Annotated in this window: 16 protein-coding genes; 8 read left to right on the top strand and 8 right to left on the bottom strand. The window is 39.8% G+C overall.

From position 1 onward, the window contains the following. Positions 1-194: 194 nt before the first annotated feature. The 6 genes from H4O18_RS05615 to hemA form a co-directional block, all read right to left on the bottom strand. Entirely contained in the window at positions 195-761 is a 567-nt protein-coding gene (locus H4O18_RS05615; RefSeq protein WP_187582259.1) for a transposase, read from the bottom strand. Between the two features lie 563 nt (positions 762-1,324). Next, a complete protein-coding gene (locus tag H4O18_RS05610) occupies positions 1,325-2,074 on the bottom strand; it encodes an EI24 domain-containing protein (protein ID WP_187582257.1) in 750 nt (249 codons plus the stop codon). Positions 2,075-2,258: 184 nt separating this feature from the next. Beyond that, the gene (gene hemE / locus H4O18_RS05605) at positions 2,259-3,290 is read right to left on the bottom strand and encodes a uroporphyrinogen decarboxylase (RefSeq protein WP_187582386.1); all 1,032 of its coding nucleotides are present in this window, start codon (positions 3,288-3,290) and stop codon (positions 2,259-2,261) included. 85 nt (positions 3,291-3,375) lie between these two features. Beyond that, the gene (locus H4O18_RS05600) at positions 3,376-4,053 is read right to left on the bottom strand and encodes a uroporphyrinogen-III synthase (protein ID WP_246474021.1); all 678 of its coding nucleotides are present in this window, start codon (positions 4,051-4,053) and stop codon (positions 3,376-3,378) included. A 31-nt stretch (positions 4,054-4,084) separates the two neighbouring features. Beyond that, a complete protein-coding gene (hemC, locus tag H4O18_RS05595; RefSeq protein WP_187582255.1) occupies positions 4,085-4,996 on the bottom strand; it encodes a hydroxymethylbilane synthase in 912 nt (303 codons plus the stop codon). Continuing rightward, entirely contained in the window at positions 4,993-6,249 is a 1,257-nt protein-coding gene (gene hemA, locus H4O18_RS05590; RefSeq protein WP_187582253.1) for a glutamyl-tRNA reductase, read from the bottom strand. The genes hemC and hemA overlap by 4 nt, the downstream gene beginning before the upstream one ends. A 204-nt stretch (positions 6,250-6,453) precedes the next feature. On the opposite strand from hemA, the gene H4O18_RS05585 reads away from it, so the two are divergent. Then, positions 6,454-7,344, top strand: a complete 891-nt coding sequence (locus tag H4O18_RS05585) for a helix-turn-helix domain-containing protein (protein ID WP_187582251.1) — start codon at positions 6,454-6,456, stop codon at positions 7,342-7,344. Positions 7,345-7,598: 254 nt separating this feature from the next. Further along, positions 7,599-8,408: a ThuA domain-containing protein gene (locus H4O18_RS05580; protein WP_187582249.1), complete on the top strand. Its 810-nt coding sequence runs from the start codon at positions 7,599-7,601 to the stop codon at positions 8,406-8,408. A 550-nt stretch (positions 8,409-8,958) separates the two neighbouring features. Here H4O18_RS05580 and H4O18_RS05575 read toward each other — a convergent pair. Continuing rightward, the gene (locus H4O18_RS05575; RefSeq protein WP_187582247.1) at positions 8,959-9,924 is read right to left on the bottom strand and encodes a glycoside hydrolase family protein; all 966 of its coding nucleotides are present in this window, start codon (positions 9,922-9,924) and stop codon (positions 8,959-8,961) included. 434 nt (positions 9,925-10,358) lie between these two features. On the opposite strand from H4O18_RS05575, the gene H4O18_RS05570 reads away from it, so the two are divergent. Next, complete coding sequence (locus H4O18_RS05570) at positions 10,359-11,141, top strand: glycoside hydrolase family 16 protein (protein ID WP_187582245.1); 783 nt, start codon at positions 10,359-10,361, stop codon at positions 11,139-11,141. 79 nt (positions 11,142-11,220) lie between these two features. Continuing rightward, positions 11,221-11,667 carry a GNAT family N-acetyltransferase gene (locus tag H4O18_RS05565; RefSeq protein WP_187582243.1) on the top strand — a complete coding sequence of 149 codons (447 nt, stop codon included), beginning with the start codon at positions 11,221-11,223 and terminating at the stop codon, positions 11,665-11,667. Here the strand turns inward: H4O18_RS05565 and H4O18_RS05560 are convergent. Further along, on the bottom strand, positions 11,664-12,788 hold the full coding sequence (locus H4O18_RS05560; RefSeq protein ID WP_187582241.1) for an inorganic phosphate transporter: 1,125 nt from the start codon (positions 12,786-12,788) through the stop codon (positions 11,664-11,666). The two genes, H4O18_RS05565 and H4O18_RS05560, sit on opposite strands and share 4 nt — an antisense overlap. A 542-nt stretch (positions 12,789-13,330) precedes the next feature. Here H4O18_RS05560 and H4O18_RS05555 point away from each other — a divergent pair. From H4O18_RS05555 to H4O18_RS05540, 4 genes are all read left to right on the top strand, one after another. Then, positions 13,331-14,797 carry a Gfo/Idh/MocA family protein gene (locus H4O18_RS05555; RefSeq protein ID WP_187582239.1) on the top strand — a complete coding sequence of 489 codons (1,467 nt, stop codon included), beginning with the start codon at positions 13,331-13,333 and terminating at the stop codon, positions 14,795-14,797. A gap of 161 nt (positions 14,798-14,958) precedes the next feature. Continuing rightward, complete coding sequence (locus H4O18_RS05550; RefSeq protein WP_187582237.1) at positions 14,959-15,420, top strand: FKBP-type peptidyl-prolyl cis-trans isomerase; 462 nt, start codon at positions 14,959-14,961, stop codon at positions 15,418-15,420. A gap of 609 nt (positions 15,421-16,029) precedes the next feature. Then, positions 16,030-17,292 carry a chloride channel protein gene (locus H4O18_RS05545; RefSeq protein ID WP_187582235.1) on the top strand — a complete coding sequence of 421 codons (1,263 nt, stop codon included), beginning with the start codon at positions 16,030-16,032 and terminating at the stop codon, positions 17,290-17,292. Positions 17,293-17,313: 21 nt separating this feature from the next. Beyond that, positions 17,314-17,811, top strand: a complete 498-nt coding sequence (locus H4O18_RS05540) for a GyrI-like domain-containing protein (RefSeq protein WP_222942344.1) — start codon at positions 17,314-17,316, stop codon at positions 17,809-17,811. Positions 17,812-17,818: the final 7 nt, after the last annotated feature.

Here is a 17,818-nt window from a genome sequence, read left to right as displayed (position 1 = left end):
CCTACAAGGTTTTTGAAACCTTGCAGGTCCTGTTTTGCATTCTGTTGGTTGCCTATCCTGCAAGGTCTTCCTGACCTTGTAGGTATTGTTTCTTTTCTTTGCTATCAGCCATGCGTTATTTATGTTCATGTCTTTAGACCTACAAGGTTTTTGAAACCTTGCAGGTCTTGCCAGCGGCTCAACCTTACAGGTCATTAATCCCAGTTCAATTTGTCTAGACCTAAGCTTGTTTTTTGATTATGCAAATATTCAAAATTCCCTAGATCATCAAAAAGATTTATTACCTCTTCCTTTGCTATTGGCACTGAATCGGTACTGTTCTGAATGGAAATAGTGGTCTGATAAGACGAATATTGGTATGTTTTAAAATCTTTGGTGGTTCCATGACTTTCCGGGTTTGTATTGATATAGATTATCAGGTTCCTCAAATAATTAGTGTCACCAATTTTAATCCTTCTAAAATGTTTTTCAAAGAGACTACCCGTTCTATTGTGCATCTTATTAAATGCTTTGGCATAAGCATTGAAAAGATTTGAAAATGATTGTGTGACCATTTTTTCTTCTTCAATGACCTGGATTGCCATATGGTAATGATTGTCCATTAAACAATATGCAAGAATGGAAACTTTGTTGGACAAATACTTGTTAATCAACTTTAGAAAGTAGCTTTTGTTTTCGTTGGATTTAAATATTGGGCCACCGTTTATTCCCCGGTTGTAAATATGATAGTAGTGGTCTTTTTCGAGCTTTTCGAGTTTCATTTTTTTTCTTCTTTAGACCTACAAGGTTTTGTAAACCTTGCAAGCTTGCCAGCGGCTCAACCTTGTAGGTCTTGGTTTTCGTTCTGTTGGTTACCTATCCTGCAAGGTCTTCGCGACCTTGTGGGTATTGTTTCTTTTCTTTGCTATCAGCCATGCGTTATTTATGCTTCATGTTTTTAGACCTACAAGGTTTTGGAAACCTTGCAGGTCTTGCCAGTTTCTCAACCTTGCAAGTCTTGGTTTTCGTTTTGTTGATAACCTAACCTGCAAGGTCTGCCCGACCTTGTAGGTATTGTTCCTGTGCAATCAGCCATTCGCTATTTATGCGCCATGTTTTCAGACCTACAAGGTTTTGTAAACCTTGCAGGTCTTGCCAGTTGCTCAACCTTGCAGGTCTTGGTTTTCGTTTTGTTGATAACCTAACCTGCAAGGTCTTCCCGACCTTGTAGGTATTGTTCCTGTGCTATCAGCCAATCGTTATTTATGCTTCATGTTTTTAGACCTACAAGGTTTTGGAAACCTTGCAGGTCTTGCCAGTTTCTCAACCTTGCAAGTCTTGGGGGTCAACTAATTTCTTTTTCCACTTTCAATAGTTCTACTGTCCTTATGGTCGCAGCGGTAACCGATAGTGGCAGCACTAGAATTACACCAATTACGGGAATAAAAAGAAAGAACATAAAGACAATTCCGTTGCCTATAGCAATGCCTTTGTTCTTTCGAACAAAATTTAGACTTTCGGCGTATTTAAAATGTCGCTCCAAAGTATAGTCCATATTGCCAAAACCGGCATAATAGGCCTGTATTAGAAATATAAGCACAGTTGAAACCAATCCTATTACCGGAATTAGACCAATTAATAAAAGAGGGATGGTCAACAAAATTTCCATAATCAAGTTTCTTAGGTTGATACGGATTCCGCGCCATAGTTGTTCCCCGAAAGTAGTATCTCTATGTTTTTCTGCCGAGTTTCCCAATAAGTGTGCTTCTATTTTTTCTGAAACTGGGCTCATAAAAGGCGCAGAAAGTGCCATGACAATATGTTTGTACAATATAAAGCCAAACACAATAATAAGAAGACCACCAAAGATTTCGCTGATCAGGATTACTGTTTGCTTTCCCCAGTCCCAAGTCCACCATTGTGAAAGAAATCCGCCAATATTGTCGGATAGCCCATAAGCAGAGGTAAAAATTATAATGGCTATTACTACGCTGATCAATATGGGAATCCAAAAATAGCGCCAAAGCCCCAATTGGGAAAGGATTTTAAAGGTGCCAAAATAGGCTTTAATACCGCTCAGTATATGTTTGGTCATACTATTGATTTTGCGTAAGCGATTGTAGTGACATCCTTTTATTTTTATCGGTAGGAATGCTTCTAGGGGCGTAATTTTAGAGTTTTAAACGGTGCCCCGAAATAATGCTTCCATAAAAATAAAAGATATAACGGAAAGGGCGACCCTTTTTTCCTGAAAGGAAGAAAAAAAGGGATACGCCCATCTAATTCTGTTGGTACTCCTTTACCGCATCTATAAAGGCCTTGGCGTTGTCCAAGGGAACATTGGGCAAAATACCGTGACCAAGATTTACTACATATTTATCCTTGCCAAATTCATTGATCATTTGGGTTACCATTTTTTTGATTACTGCCGGAGGAGAAAGCAATCTTGCCGGGTCAAAATTACCCTGAAGGGTTATATTGCCCCCTGAAAGGTAACGTGCATTGCGCGCGGAACAGGTCCAGTCCACTCCAAGGGCAGCAGCTCCTGATTTGGCCATATCGCCCAAGGCGAACCAGCATCCTTTACCAAAAACGATTACGGGAGCCTCGTCCTTAAGGGCATCTATAATCTGTTGTATATATTGGAACGAAAATTCCCGGTAATCTACTGGTGACAACATACCTCCCCAAGAATCGAATACCTGTACGGCATCGACACCGGCTTTAACTTTTGCCTTTAGATAGGCAATGGTAGTATCGGTGATTTTTTGCAGTAGCTGATGTGCCGCAACTGGATTGGTAAAACAGAATTCCTTGGCTTTGTCAAAGGTTTTGCTACCCTGCCCTTGTACAACATAGCATAAAATGGTCCAAGGTGAACCTGCAAAGCCGATTAAGGGGATTTCATTGTTCAATAGTTCCTTTGTCGCTTTTATGGCCTGCATTACGTAGTCCAATTCAACATTTACATCAGGGACAATAACTTCGTCCACACCTTTTTGGTCCGTTACCGGATTTGGCAAATAAGGGCCAAAATTAGGTTTCATCTGCACCTCTATGTTCATCGCTTGGGGAATCACCAAAATATCACTGAATAAAATTGCGGCATCCATGCCGTATCGGCGTATGGGCTGTACCGTAATTTCACTGGCCAATTCCGGCGTACGGCAGCGGGTAAAGAAGTCGTACTTATCGCGGATTGCCATAAATTCCGGTAGATATCTTCCTGCCTGGCGCATCATCCAAACTGGTGGGCGCTCTACGGTTTCTCCTTTTAATGCTCTTAAGAATAAATCGTTTTTAATGCTCATAATATTTAGGTGTTCTTCTTGCTTACCCATTTTAAACTGCCCCTTGATTATATTCCGTTAAGGGATAGTTGTTGTGTATGCCGGTTTAATTGCTTTTTATTTTTAAAGTATCTATAACCCTTTCCAAGACACTTTCTATCGTTGGTTTTTGGGCAATAATTATATTTTTGGTGTGTTTTTCGGCTTCCGAGGCGGTGGTAGTACCAATACAAAAAGCAACACTATTCTTTAAATTATTCCTAGCTGTAAAGCTTTCAATACCGCTGGGACTAAAAAACAGAATACCATCAAAATCGGTGTCAAAGGTAAGATGATTTGGGGTATTTTGATATACGGTCTGCTCCTTAAATGCCACCTTGTGTTTTGCTAGATAGGAGGGAATTTCATTCCGACGTTTATCACCGCACAAAAACAAAAAAGTTTCATTTGGGTGCTTATTTACCATAATTTTGGCCAATTCTGCTCCATAATTAGTCATTTCCAAGACATTAATGCCATTTTTCTCTAAAACCGACTTTGTTTTTTCGCCAACGCAAAAAGCAGAATAGGATTTTTTTTTGACGTTTAGAGGACCCATTATCTTTAGAAAAGCCTTTACGGTATTTTGGCTAGTAAATATGATATTTTTGAAAACTGGGTCTATATTGGGAGTTAAGTATTCTATATTGATGGCGTCATACTCTTCCACTTTAATATTGGCATTGGTCAGTATTGCTTTTTGGGAGGCTGTTAGAATTTTTGTAGAAAGAACGGTCATGCTCATGATACTTTGGTTTGTAATTCCCAAGCTGGGGTCATGCCAATTCCTTTTTTATCTCCACCATCAATTCCTTGCCGCCGTTGTTCAACACTTCTTGGGCACACAGCTTACCAAAGTTGATATATTCATTGGCGGGAATAGATTTTTTGACCATTAATTTCTGTTTGCCATCCAAGGAAAGTAGTATACCTTCAAAATTGAGGTTATCCTGTTCTATTTTGGCCAAAGCCCCTATGGGTGCAGTACAGCCCCCTTCCAATATTTGCAGAAACTCCCTTTCTACATAGGTACAAATATCTGTGGTGGAATCGTTTAGTTTACGAACAGCCTCTGTTGAAAACGCATCATTTTCCATGCTAACAACAACCATGGCCCCTTGTGCCGGTGCGGGCACCATCCAATCCAAGTCTATATGGTTTGGCGGTAAAACCTCAATACGCTCCAAACCTGCCTTGGCAAAGATAGCCCCGTTCCAAGGATTGTCCTCAAGTTTTTGAAGTCGGGTGTTTACGTTTCCCCGTATATCCACAACCTTGTGAGATGGGTATTTATGCAACCATTGCGCCTGTCTTCGTAAGCTTCCGGTGGCAATGGTACCGTTGGATTTTAAAAAATCCAAATCTTTGTAAACTAATATATCTTGGGTATTTGCTCTTGGGAGTACCGCGCTCTGTACAATTCCTTTGGGAAGGCGGGTAGGTACGTCTTTCATGGAATGCACGGCGATATCAACAGTGCCATTGATCATGGCGATGTCCAATGTTTTGGTAAATATTCCGGTGATGCCAAGTTCGTACAAGGGCTTGTCCAACAATAGGTCCCCAGTAGATTTTACGGAAATTATTTCGGTGGTAAAGCCTAAAGCCTCTAATTGGTCCTGAACGGTGTGGGCTTGCCAGAGTGCTAACTGACTATCACGGGTGCCAATTCTTATCGTTTTACTCATTTAGACTCCAATTCTAGTTGAAAAACTCGTTGTATAAGCTCTAAACTGGTATCGGAATCTATTTCGGTGTCTTTAAGGTGATTGGCAAATTGTTTGGTAATTTTCTGAATGATGCGTTCCGAGATAATATCGGCTTGAACAGAATTGAAATCGCTTAGCTTTTTGCTTTGGAAGTCCAATTCCTCATCTTTCATGGTCTTTAATTTTTTCTTTAAAGCCTTGATGACCGGAGCAAACTTCCTAGTTTCCAACCATTTAATAAATTCTTCCTTTACTTCCTCAATAATCACTTCTGCCCGGGGCACGGATTCTTTTCTTTTTTCCAGCGTATCATCGGTCATTTGCGATAGGTGATCTAGATGAATTACAGTTACATTATCTAAATCTGATACATCGTCCGATACATTTTTGGGAATGGACAGGTCCAAGATCAACAAAGGTTTTTTAGTGTAGATCAATTCTTTTGAAATAGTGGGTGATTGGGCACCGGTAGCTACAATAAGAACATCGGTATTTCGGATTTCGGTTTGTAGGTCCCCGTAGTTCTTCACTATTAAATTAAATTTCCCAGCTATACGCTCCGCCTTATCCTTGGTACGGTTTATTAGGGTGATGTGGGAATTTTTAGTATGCTTAATTAAATTCTCACAGGTATTTCTACCTATTTTCCCGGTCCCGAACAACAGAATATTCTTTTCTGAGATATCAGGGATATTATTTATGATGTATTGTACCGAAGCAAAAGCAACTGATGTAGCACCAGAGGAGATATCGGTTTCGTTTTTTATTCTTTTACTGGCTTGGATTACCGAATTGCACAAACGCTCCAAGAACGGGTTGGCAATGTTTTGTTTTTTGGATCGATTGAAACTTTGTCTTAACTGACTAATAATTTCGAAATCGCCCAAAATCTGGCTATCCAATCCTGTGCCCATCCTAAAAAGATGGTTTATAGCGTCGTTATTCTTATACACATAGGCCACCTCTTGGAATTCCTCCACGGTGCCCTGAGTATTATCGCATAATAATTTTATAAGTTGAAAGGGATGTTGGGCAAACCCATGTAATTCGGTACGGTTACAGGTTGAAGTCACCAATAGTCCGTCTATCCCAATGAGTTTAGCCTGTTCCAATAGTCGGTCTATGGCATTCTCATCCAAGCTAAATTTACCACGCACTTCGGCATCGGCCTTTTTGTAGTTTAGGCCAATGGTATATAACGAACTATGTTTGGAAATGTGATAATCTTTCATAAGTACTCTTGAGAGCGCCACAAATTTAGGGGCATCAGCCAAATAAAAATAACGCTAGAGGAACAATAAGTATCGTTTGTGGTTTTTTAACGCTATTTTATATATCAAAACGCTTGAAATACTATATTTTAGCAGTGTTAAGGAGAATTATACCTTGGTTAATTTAGAATGTTTCTAAATAGGTAAATTTAATATAAAGTCGACATGGAGGAAGAAAATATCGCTCAAGGGTCTTTTGAGGAAGTATTGATTGAAGATGGTTTTTATGTATTGAAAATTCAGAACGATAGTATTTACAATCAGACGGTTACGCGTGAGATCGATAGTTCTTTTATACAGTTTCATTTCTGTTTAAAGGGCGGAGCCAAGTTTATATTTAATGAAGGCAGATATGCCTTGGAAGTCTCGGAAGATAATTCCCTCTTGTTGTACAATACCCAGGTAGACCTACCCCTTAATCTTGTCTTAAATGCCAATTCTTGGATGGTCTCTATTGTAATGACCATTCGCAAGTTCCACTCTTTATTTTCCAAGGAGGCGGACTATATTCCTTTTTTAAGTTCTGACAATAAGGATAAGAAATATTATTCACAGGAAGCCGTATCCCCTGCGATAGCAGTAGTTCTGAGTCAGGTTATGAATTATAACCTACATCGTTCCATTAAGGAGTTGTATATAAAAGGAAAGGTTTACGAGCTAATTTCACTTTATTTTAATAAAAGTCAGGATGCCGATGTGGAGCAATGTCCTTTTTTGGTGGATGAGGACAACGTTAAGCGAATTAGGAATGCCAAGGAAATAATTATTTCTAGAATGGCGGAACCACCCAGCTTACAGGATCTTTCCGAAGAAATTGGACTTAGTCTGAAAAAATTGAAAGAAGGCTTCAAGCAGATCTATGGGGATTCCGTGTATAGTTTTTTATTCGATTACAAAATGGAATATGCCCGTAAAATGTTGGAATCGGGGAAACATAATGTAAACGAGGTGGGGCTGAAGGTGGGCTATAGTACCTCCAGTCACTTTATTGCAGCCTTTAAGAAAAAGTATAGCACCACTCCTAAAAAATACCTGATGTCTTTGGCCAACGGATAGGTTACTTATTTATGATTTATGTGGTTCCCAGATTTATTTTAGTCGATTAGGGATTATCCAAACAATTCTCTTCCCTTGGGTTTATTAGTGTTATGGTAAGGGAGTCTATGCAAGGTTTTGGAAATTTAATTTTTAACATGTAGGGGCATTATTGTGAAAACTGTAAATAATTTTGGAAATATTAGTAAATTTTGTGTTTTGTTGCAGTAAATTTTGGATATTTAGAAATTCTAATTTGAAAATCAATAATTTTTATGAGCTTATATAAATGTACTATTACATTAATAGCACTAGTTTTTGTGGTTGGTTGTGGCAGTACGAGGATTCAGGAAGAGGTTACCATAAACCCGAATTTACATACTAAGCCAGTACAAATCCCGGAAAAAATAATATCCGCGAATACATTGGCCAAAGATCGGGTATTGGTATTTACCAAAACCAACGGATTTCGACATAAGTCTATAGAAAAGGGGGTAGCTACTTTCGTAAAATTGGGTGTAGCCAATAATTTTGCCGTTACCCATACAGAGGATTCACTTCAGTTTAACAGCGATAATCTTAAGAAGTTTAAACTGGTGGTATTTTTAAGTACTACCATGGATGTGTTGGGCGATGAGCAGCAGACAGCTTTTGAGAAATACATTCAAAATGGAGGAAGTTTTATGGGGGTGCATGCTGCGGCTGATACAGAATATGAATGGCCATGGTACGGCAAATTGGTCGGGGCTTATTTTTTAAGTCACCCCAAACAACAAACGGCCACGATAGACGTTGTGGATCATAACCATCCTGCTACCAAACATTTGGCCAATATTTGGACGCATTTTGATGAATGGTACAATTACAAAAACATAAATCCGGATCTTAATGTGCTCATGAAGATGGACGAAAGCTCCTATGAAGGGGGTAAAAATGGGGACAACCACCCCATTGCATGGTATCATGAGTATGACGGAGGTAGGGCCTTCTATACAGGCTTGGGACATACTGATGAGGCTTTTGACGATCTTAATTTTCGTCAACATTTGGTCGGCGGAATCGAATACTGTTTGAAGAGAAAATAACTCTCAGGCAAATACAGCACAAAGTTTAATACCAATGCTTTGTAATTTTTAATAACCACCAACTTTTACTGTAGTCCTGCAAGGTTTAATTGACACCGAATTAACCAACCTAAAATTCATTTTAGTGTGTCGGTAACAACCTCGCAGGACTTTTTTTTGTTTGGATTCCAATGAAACCTTTCCAATGTTGGTGCCGAATCGGGGAAACGGATTCAACGGCACGCAAATAATTGAACTTAGGTGTTATTGTATGACTTGGGAACTTGTATCAACTTCCAATCCAACAATAATCAGTCTGAACAGCCTAATAATTTGATCCATTTTACACAGTCCAATTAGACCGGGTAGTCGTTTTTCCCTACAATTTTTCATCTTAACTGTAAATTATAGGTATTTCATAGATCTTGTTTCGTTTTATATCGAAGCTATGTAGTTCACTTCGGCCCGTTTTATAACGAAAACCAACCATGCGGTTTAATTCTTTGTTTTGAAAGGATAATCTAGAACTACTCTGCTAAAGGAATAAAATTGGCGTATAAAGAAGTAGTTTTTAGTTGTTTTCGGTACTTTTTGGAAAATGTACCTCCACCTTATTATGCATGGTATAAAGTCTAAACTGGTCTCCATCCGGAACTAGGATGCCACTGGATCTGTTCTCTTCCATTATCGGATTTTGGGGATATTTTTTCCAATGTAACAAGTCTTTTGACGCCGCTACATTGGTGGACCAAAGACTCCAGTCTTCAAAAGGGGTGCCATGGTAATAAGCATAATACCATCCTTTGTATTTAATGATCTGGTTTACGGCCACACCGTATTGATCATACTCTTCAGGACCCATATTTATTACAGGTTCATCCTGTACATTGGTCCATACTTTTAAATCTTTGGAAGTGGCGAGCCATATGCCCAGGTCATTTCGCTCATAGAACAAATACCAAGTGTCGTTTTCCCGCCAAACCGTTGGTGTGCCATATGGTCCTTTGCTTAAAGGTGAACCGTTGGCATTACGCATGTCAAGGGAGCCATGGTCCGTCCAATGTATGCGATCAGTTGAAGTTAGTCTGTGGGCTACGTCGTTTTTCCCTTCGGCAAACATGTGATAGGTATCGTCTACCTTTATTACCATCATGTCCTCCGTCCAACTTTTACTAAAAACTGGGTTGTCCGGATAAGGGGTCCAGCTGATTCCATCCAGCGAGGTTGCATAACCTAAGGAGAGCGACTCCTTTTCCGTGCGGAAGCCAGTATACCACATATGGTAGGTATCCCCTTCTTTTAAAATATATCCCCTTTCCCTAATTTTTTGATCCCAGGAATCCGGGCCGGAACCCGTAAAAACAGGATTTTCTGTTGGGGTTTGAAATTGGACCAATTCGGCAGGGAAGGGCACGGAGTCTTTAATATCTTTGACAGTTAGTTGATTTTCCTTAATGTTTTCCTTGGGTTTTTGATTGTATTTGCAAGCCAGAAGAGTAACAACAAGGGTAGCAAACAGAAGGAAGCGTAGTTTCATATGGCAGTTATTTGGATTATTCAGGATTAATTGGTCTATTGAAATAGGAAGATAATAATTCCTTTTCAACTAATGACCTTTGGCGTTCATAATAAGAACCAACTATACTTTTTCACCCCCTTGTGTAAGGGATAGCAGTGAAAAGCCCACAGGCAGAAAGCCGAGGACTTGTAGCGTATAGCCCGGCCCGTTAGGGATACACCAAAATATTATAGCTTAGGGTTAAGATTATGGCAGTTTTTGATAGAATCTGCTAGAAGATGCAGATTCAGTTTTGTTACCTTGCTGTTGGTTATAACCCCTGAATTCTTGGGTATCTCGGCCGTGTTTTGGCAATGGTATTATGTCAGTGATTATTTATGCCGCTTGAAATTGGAGTATGGGCCGCAAATAGTTCCTGCCTCCAGGCAAGTAAAAGCTATAAATCTAATTAAATGAAATTAACATCTTTATTGTGCTTCCTGTTTTTAGCAAGTTTTGCCATGGCGCAACGGCCTGCACAAGGGCCTATGTCCAAAAAGCGGTTTAATCCCGAGAAAGTGGGATATAAATTGATATGGGAAGATCAATTTAAGGGGAAAACATTGGATACCACTAAATGGGCCGTAAGAGGTATTGGTCCTAGAGCTATTGCCTATGTTTCCGAAGAAGCGGTTAAAGTGGAAAAGGGATATCTAAAATTATATGCCCTTAAAAAGGGGGATTCACTGTTGGGTTCCGCTGTGGGTACCCAAGGGAAGTTTATGTCCAAATATGGTTATTACGAATGTAGGGCCAAATTACAGAAGTCAGAGGGAGTATGGGCGGCCTTTTGGTTGCAGTCACCCGGGATTAGTAAAGGGGAGGATCCGGCCAAATTTGGGGCCGAAATAGATGTGATGGAATTTTTTAAAAAATTGGGAACCGATATTGTGTCACACAATGTTCATTGGGCCTACGGACCCAACCAGCAATCTACCAAGGGTATGCAGAGCTATCGCAGGGGGGTAAGTTTGGGGTTTCACACCTTTGGGCTAGAATGGTTTCCGGATAAATATATTTTTTATGTGGATGGCTATAAGTATTATGAGGTCACTACCGGTATTTCGAATATTGAGGAGTATATGATCCTGAGCATGGAATATCCAAGCAAAAAGGAAGAGGTGTTAAAAACCATTTTCCCCGATGTATTTATGGTCGACTATGTTAAGGTTTACCAAAAGAAGGAAGGCTATTAAGTATGACCAAATAAGTTTAATTAATTTTGCAAATTATCATAACCCTAAGTTTATAATATTAAAGATTAAATAAGAACCCATGAAAATAGCCCTACTACAAGAGTCAGACGTAAATCCTGATATGGAACAACAATTGGCCGGATTGTTCCGCCAGTTGAATGCCGACATAAAGCAAATTGATCTTAAACATGTGCTTGATCCAGAGAACCCCATATGTCTAGTATATTGTAAGGAAGGTAATAGGGTTTTGGGAATGGCCTTAATGTGCACCTATACTGTTATATCCGGAATTAAAGGTTGGGTAGAGGATGTGGTTGTGGATGTAGAGCACAGAGGCCAAGGTATTGGCAGGAAGCTCATGGAAAAATTGGTAACCGTGGGAAAGGAGAAAGGACTTACCGAAATCCTTCTTTTCAGTGCCGATAAGAGAATTGAGGCTATTAATCTTTATAAGAGTTTAGGCTTTAAGGAAAAGGAAAGTCGTATTTATGTCCTTAAAACCGAGGCTTTGATTAAGAAGGGTTAAAATACATAGGATAACAAAGAAAAGACTATTGCACTTATTAGGGCTGCTATAGGTAATGTCAATATCCAAGAAAGAACAATATTGCGGATAACTTTTATATCCGACTTTTTGGTTACACTGCCAATTCCAAAAATTGAGCCCACGGAGACATGGGTCGTGGAAACGGGAAGGCCATGTATACTTGCGGTGGTTACCAAAAGACCTGTAATAAGGTTGGCCGTAAATCCTTGCCCATGATTCATTGGTGTTATTTTTTTACTTACGGTTTCGCCTACTTTTTTTGCGTTCAATAGTCCTCCAATTGCCATTGCGAAGGCCAGGGCAACCATGCCCCATTCTATGGACAGGCTATTTATTACAATGAGCAAACCTACCAATTTAGGGGTGTCGTTTAAACCTCTGGCAAAGCTAACTACCCCTGCACTTAAAAAATGGGCAACATCCAATAGTTTTTGGGCATTTAAACCCAAAAAGGCTCCTTGATAGCGTTCAATGCAGTTTTGTTCCTTATCTATATTAATTGATTTGTATGAGGTAATGGAATCAGCCACAGGATTTACCTTATTTAAATTGTTGACAATAGGTACGTATTCTTGGCCTATGCAAATACACATTTGTTTATTGACTCCAAAGAAAACGCGTAATCGTCTAAAAAGGAGATAGGCTACCATACTGGCGACGGTAGCCATCAATGGACTCAGAATTAGGGGCATTATAAATGTGCTGCCTAGCAGACTAAAATTAAATGCACTTCCGACAGCCACAATTCCACTACCGAAAAGTCCGCCTACCAAACTATGTGTAGTTGAAATAGGCATCCCTATTTTTGTGGCTAAGAACACTGTGATTCCCGCGCCTAGGGCTATTGATACTGCAAATTCAGGGGTCTGTATCAAAGCATCTGGCACCAAACCCTTGCCTGAGAAGTTTTTGACCAGCGAACTAGCCAGAAAAATGGCGGTAACAGAACCAAGAAAAGTCGTCAGCGTTGCCCAATTTATGGCCCGACTGTAATTTGTGGTCCCACTGCCAAAGAGGGTGGCCACACCTTTAAAATTATCATTGGCCCCATTGCTATATGCAAGAAAACATACCACTACAAAAAGAAGTACAAAAATCATAGATAATAATCTTATGGAATTAGAATAATTGAATCCGCCGGCATAAATAAATAGACGGTGGGGATTTGGATTAATTACACGAATACTTTTTAAATATAATGTGGTGTTGCCGTAATGGTGACAATAGGAAAGATTATTTCAGGATGTAGGACATATTGTTACTGGGTAGAAGTAATTCTTAATGGATTAGGCTCTAAGTATGTGGTGTCAGCTCCTGTAACATTGTTACTTCTAGTAATTGGGATAACAGGGAGGAAGTGGATATGTAACTTCACCGGGGTAAGCTAAAATAAAATTACAGGAATTTTATACTACATTTTATAAACTTTTCATTTTCAGAGGGTCATGGTTCTTAATTAGGGTTAAAATTGTAGTAGTATTTGAGAAAATCTCGGAGATAAGGTCTATTATTATGTTATATCTTGCTATATCCCTAAGGCGGTTATAACTGGGACTGTAAGATTGCTTTTGTAGTTGCTCCGGTTAAGGAAGATGTTTTGATGAATATAATTGACAATGTAAAAATGTAATAATCAATAATTATGAAAAAAGAAAAACCTAAAAAGTCTGTCGATTCACGCAGATCATTTATCAAAAAAGGAGCCATGGCTTCCTCTATCTTTTTCGTGCCCAGGCATGTACTAGGAGGCGTTGGTTATACGGCCCCGAGTGACCGATTGAATATTGCGGCCATTGGCGCCGGAGGTAAAGGAGCCAGTGACATTCGCAATGCCTCTGTTGGAGGTAGGGAAAAGGTAGTAGCCTTGTGCGATGTGGATTTCTCAGGTTCTGCCAAGAAATCCGTGGAACTGTTTCCTAAAGCCAAGCTTTATGCTGATTTCAGAGAGATGTTGGACAAGGAAAAGGGTATTGATGCCGTAACTATTTCCACGCCAGATCATGTGCACGGACCGGCGGCGGCCTATGCTATGGAGCGTGGGATAAATGTATATGTTCAAAAACCCATGACCCACAATATACGGGAGGCAAGAATGCTGACCGAAATGGCAAGAAGTAAAAAAATCGTGACTCAAATGGGGAACCAAGGAGGTTCCAATCCGTTATTGGGCATGGTACAAAAATGGGTAGATTCCGGGGACCTTGGAAAGATATCAAAAGTACAGGTCTGGACCAATAGGCCAGTTTGGCCACAGGGAGGCGCATTTCCTAAACCAGATCCAAGTGCCAAACCAAAAGACCTTAATTGGGACCTATGGTTGGGACCATCGGAATTTAAGCCATACACCCCCAATTTGCATCCATTCGGATGGAGAGGATGGTGGGAATACGGCACAGGAGCTTTGGGAGATGTAGGATGTCACCTGATCGATATTCCTTTCAGAACTTTGGGACTAAAGTATCCAACAGATGCTGAATGTAGTGTAGGTGCTGTATACACCAATATGTGGAATGCCGATTATCATCCAGAAGGATGTCCGGCTTCCTCTTATATAACATTGCACTTTGGAGCTACGGAAAAGAGTCAGTCACCAATAGAAATGACCTGGAGCGATGGTGGGATTAGACCTGCACATCCAGAAATTATACCTGCGGATCATGAGATTGGTGGACATGGAAGTCAGAATGGGGTATTGATTATCGGGGAAAAGGGAATTATCTCTACCAATATTAACGATAGTTCCCCTTTGATGCCAAAATTGTATATGAATGATGGCTCAACGGATTTCGGTCCCGAAGTAGAGCCCAATGATGAACCGGAATACGGACATCAGCGTCTTTGGGTAGATGCCTGTAAAGCTGGATTTGGCAGTAAGGAACATCTTGGTCTAACTTCTTCCTTCGACTATGCGGGACCTATGACAGAGACTGTTCTTATGGGGAATTTGGCCATTCGCAGTTATTTGTTGCAGAGGGAAAATGAAAAAGGTAAGATGGAGTTCTTTGCCCGAAAGAAATTGCTTTGGGACGGAGAGAACATGCGTATTACCAACCTTGAGGAAGCAAACCAGTTTGTAACAAGAAATTACAGACCTGGCTTTGTAGTATAAGTTGGAATATCACGGAATTAAACACCCTTAAAACCTTATATGTTGTGGTTTTAAGGGTGTTTTGTTTGTGCTAATTAACTAAAATTTATAAACCCATATGGAATACCAGCACAGACGGCTTTAGGTATTTTGTTATATTTGGCCCTTAAAAAAGAATAACTATGAAGAATACACTTTTTGCTTTGGCCCTAGTGCTTTTTATTTCTTGTGATAACGATAAGAAAACCGAGGAGGATATTGATTATGTTGCCAAGAACGAGACGGATATCCAGGCTTATGTGGAGGAGAACAACTTAACCGCTGTACGGAGTAATTCAGGACTTTATTACGTAATCGAAGAAGAGGGTACGGGAACACAGGCAGTGGCCAGTTCCAATGTAACGGTGGCCTATAAAGGGTATTTTCTTAATGGATCGGTCTTCGATCAAAGTGATGCAGAGGGAATTACTTTTGATTTAAATCGAGTTATAGCAGGGTGGACAGAAGGTATTACCTATTTCAAGGAAGGTGGTAATGGAATACTTCTGGTACCTGCCCATTTGGGATATGGCAGTAGAGATTATAATGGGATTCCTGGTGGATCTGTACTTATTTTTGAGGTCTCTTTGATTGCCGTAAACTAGAGGATTAGCCATTATTTTTCAGTTTACCTTGGTATTTGCCCAGGTGTAGGAATATACATAAAAACCAACCGATAGGTTGGTTTTTGTTTTTTATCGGTTTTTGTTTTTTAATGAGATGTGGAGGTTAAATACATATTTAATCGGTGAAATACTCATTTAGCATTTAAAAACGGCATAAATTTTACTCATACCGACCAATCAGTTTGTGATTGCGCTATAAAATGGGACTTCTAACTGACATGAGCACTTACCTGAAGGTGTAAATTTTGGCAGTCTCGAAGTTGTGCCATAGGCTCCGCACATTAGAAGCAACATCCTGGTTTGGACTTTAATGGTTTTGGTCATATTTTTTGCCTAACTGCCTTCATTGTCTTACGAGGGCTTTTATTAATTGGAACCTATAGAAGGCGGAAATAGGGCAAAGGCAGATTGACTTTCAGGAATCACATTGGATATTGGGTTTGCGGTATTTCCCGATCAAGACCCCTCCTTAATTAGGTTGGCTTTTTAAAAATACTTTGTCCTTATTCAACTTGTCCCTATATTTAAAGATTCTTATTATTATTATTGGATGGCGTTGGCCTCCCTATCTAACAAGTTGGCGGAATAGTGAAGCTAAAACGTAGAAGAAAACTTATTACTTACCTAAATATATTGGACCAACCAATTCGGTTCAATCCTTTTGTATTCAGTCGTACCTTTTTATTATGGGCTTTCCTCGGTTTATTAGGGGGATTGATTGCTGGCCTATATTGGATTGTCCTGGAATTCTTGACCCACAAAATGGCATTTTTTACAGGGTGGCAGGTAATCCCCCTTATGTCGATCGCTGGTTTATTGGCCGGATTGGTGATTCATTTCATTGGTGATCCGGGTGAAATCCATCTCATTGTAAACAATATTCGTTTTAATAAGGGCAAGTTAGATCCCAAGAACAATCCGTCAATGATATTATCGTCCTTGCTTTGTGTAGCCTCAGGAGGCAGTTTGGGTCCGGAAGCTCCTTTGGTACAGGTTACCGGTTCAACTGGTAGTTGGCTTGGAAAAATATTTCGGTTAAAGGGCGAAGAATTACGTTCCTTGAGTATTGCGGGCATGGCTTCGGGTTTTACGGCCTTGTTTGGCGCCCCATTGGGAGGCAGTTTATTCTCGCTGGAAATTCTGCACCATAAACATGCTGTAGAATACTATAAGGCTATTATTCCTGCCTTGGTAGCTAGTAGTTTTAGTTACGTGGTTTTCGCTTTGGTCATTCATTTGGGTATTGGTCCTATTTGGAATTTATCCGAATATGAATACTCAGGAGTGTTCGATTTCCTCTATGCCGTAATTTTTGCCGTAGGTGGCACTCTTGTGGCTTGGGGATTTATATACTGTACCAAATTCTTTAAATTGATTTTTGAGAAGCGACCGATTCCAATTTATTTAAAAACTTTGATTGGGGGATTACTTTTAGGTATTATAGCCTATTATTTTCCTTTGACGAGATATTTTGGCCATCATGAAATTAACGAACTGCTAACTCAGGATCTATCACTGAATGCGCTAGTGGCGATCTTGGTTTTTAAAATTGTGGCTATTGCCATTACGGTTACCTCTGGTTGGCGTGGTGGTTTTATTATACCCTTATTTTTTGTTGGGGTTAGTTTAGGATTGATACTTTCTATTTTATTCCCTTCCATCAATCCAATTTTAGCTATAATAAGCTGTATGGCGGCCATAAATGCCTGCGTCACCAGAACACCTATGAGTACCACTATTCTTTTGGCTACTTTAACCGGATTTGGGTATTTTATCCCTATCCTGTTTGCCAGCCTAACGGGATATTTTTTAGCCCCAAAAATACCTTTTATAGGTTCACAAATGGAATAATAAATTAAGTGATTGTGTAAAATGGGATTGAACATAGATCCACGAATTGAAGAGATATCGGAAAAAAAATTGATCGGTAACCGATTGGTCATGAGCTTATCGGAGGATAGGACGAAGGAACTTTGGCGGGGATTTATGACCAGAAGAAAGGAAATTGGGAATCCTGTGACCACCGATTTGATAAGTATGCAGGTATATGACCGGCTGTTGAGTTTTTCGGAATTTAATGATACCACCCAATTTGAAAAGTGGGCCGTTGTCGAGGTGGAGGATTATAAGGACTTGCCAAATGATATGGAGTCCTATACCTTGTTAGGAGGGTTATATGCCGTATTTGTTCATAAGGGTTTACCTAGTGACTTTCCAAAAATGGCACAGTATATTTATGGGGAATGGTTGCCAAAATCGGACTATGAGTTGGATCATAGGGAACATTTTGAGGTGTTAGGCGATAAATACAGGAATAATGACCCTAGTTCGGAAGAGGCGATCTGGGTACCTATAAAAAGAAAAAATTAAAATAAGA

The organism is Arenibacter arenosicollis (assembly GCF_014397245.1).
Lineage (GTDB): Bacteria > Bacteroidota > Bacteroidia > Flavobacteriales > Flavobacteriaceae > Arenibacter > Arenibacter arenosicollis.
The sequence above is the reverse complement of the archived record's forward strand: the minus strand, read 5'-3'. Positions and strand labels throughout refer to the sequence as shown.

Bases quoted from the DNA above. Each gene is read 5' to 3' on its own strand.
- H4O18_RS05615 (WP_187582259.1), bottom strand. From the start codon at position 761: ATGAAACTCGAAAAGCTCGAAAAAGACCACTACTATCATATTTACAAC.
- H4O18_RS05610 (WP_187582257.1), bottom strand. From the start codon at position 2,074: ATGACCAAACATATACTGAGCGGTATTAAAGCCTATTTTGGCACCTTT.
- hemE (WP_187582386.1), bottom strand. From the start codon at position 3,290: ATGAGCATTAAAAACGATTTATTCTTAAGAGCATTAAAAGGAGAAACC.
- H4O18_RS05600 (WP_246474021.1), bottom strand. From the start codon at position 4,053: ATGAGCATGACCGTTCTTTCTACAAAAATTCTAACAGCCTCCCAAAAA.
- hemC (WP_187582255.1), bottom strand. From the start codon at position 4,996: ATGAGTAAAACGATAAGAATTGGCACCCGTGATAGTCAGTTAGCACTC.
- hemA (WP_187582253.1), bottom strand. From the start codon at position 6,249: ATGAAAGATTATCACATTTCCAAACATAGTTCGTTATATACCATTGGC.
- H4O18_RS05585 (WP_187582251.1), top strand. From the start codon at position 6,454: ATGGAGGAAGAAAATATCGCTCAAGGGTCTTTTGAGGAAGTATTGATT.
- H4O18_RS05580 (WP_187582249.1), top strand. From the start codon at position 7,599: ATGAGCTTATATAAATGTACTATTACATTAATAGCACTAGTTTTTGTG.
- H4O18_RS05575 (WP_187582247.1), bottom strand. From the start codon at position 9,924: ATGAAACTACGCTTCCTTCTGTTTGCTACCCTTGTTGTTACTCTTCTG.
- H4O18_RS05570 (WP_187582245.1), top strand. From the start codon at position 10,359: ATGAAATTAACATCTTTATTGTGCTTCCTGTTTTTAGCAAGTTTTGCC.
- H4O18_RS05565 (WP_187582243.1), top strand. From the start codon at position 11,221: ATGAAAATAGCCCTACTACAAGAGTCAGACGTAAATCCTGATATGGAA.
- H4O18_RS05560 (WP_187582241.1), bottom strand. From the start codon at position 12,788: ATGATTTTTGTACTTCTTTTTGTAGTGGTATGTTTTCTTGCATATAGC.
- H4O18_RS05555 (WP_187582239.1), top strand. From the start codon at position 13,331: ATGAAAAAAGAAAAACCTAAAAAGTCTGTCGATTCACGCAGATCATTT.
- H4O18_RS05550 (WP_187582237.1), top strand. From the start codon at position 14,959: ATGAAGAATACACTTTTTGCTTTGGCCCTAGTGCTTTTTATTTCTTGT.
- H4O18_RS05540 (WP_222942344.1), top strand. From the start codon at position 17,314: ATGGGATTGAACATAGATCCACGAATTGAAGAGATATCGGAAAAAAAA.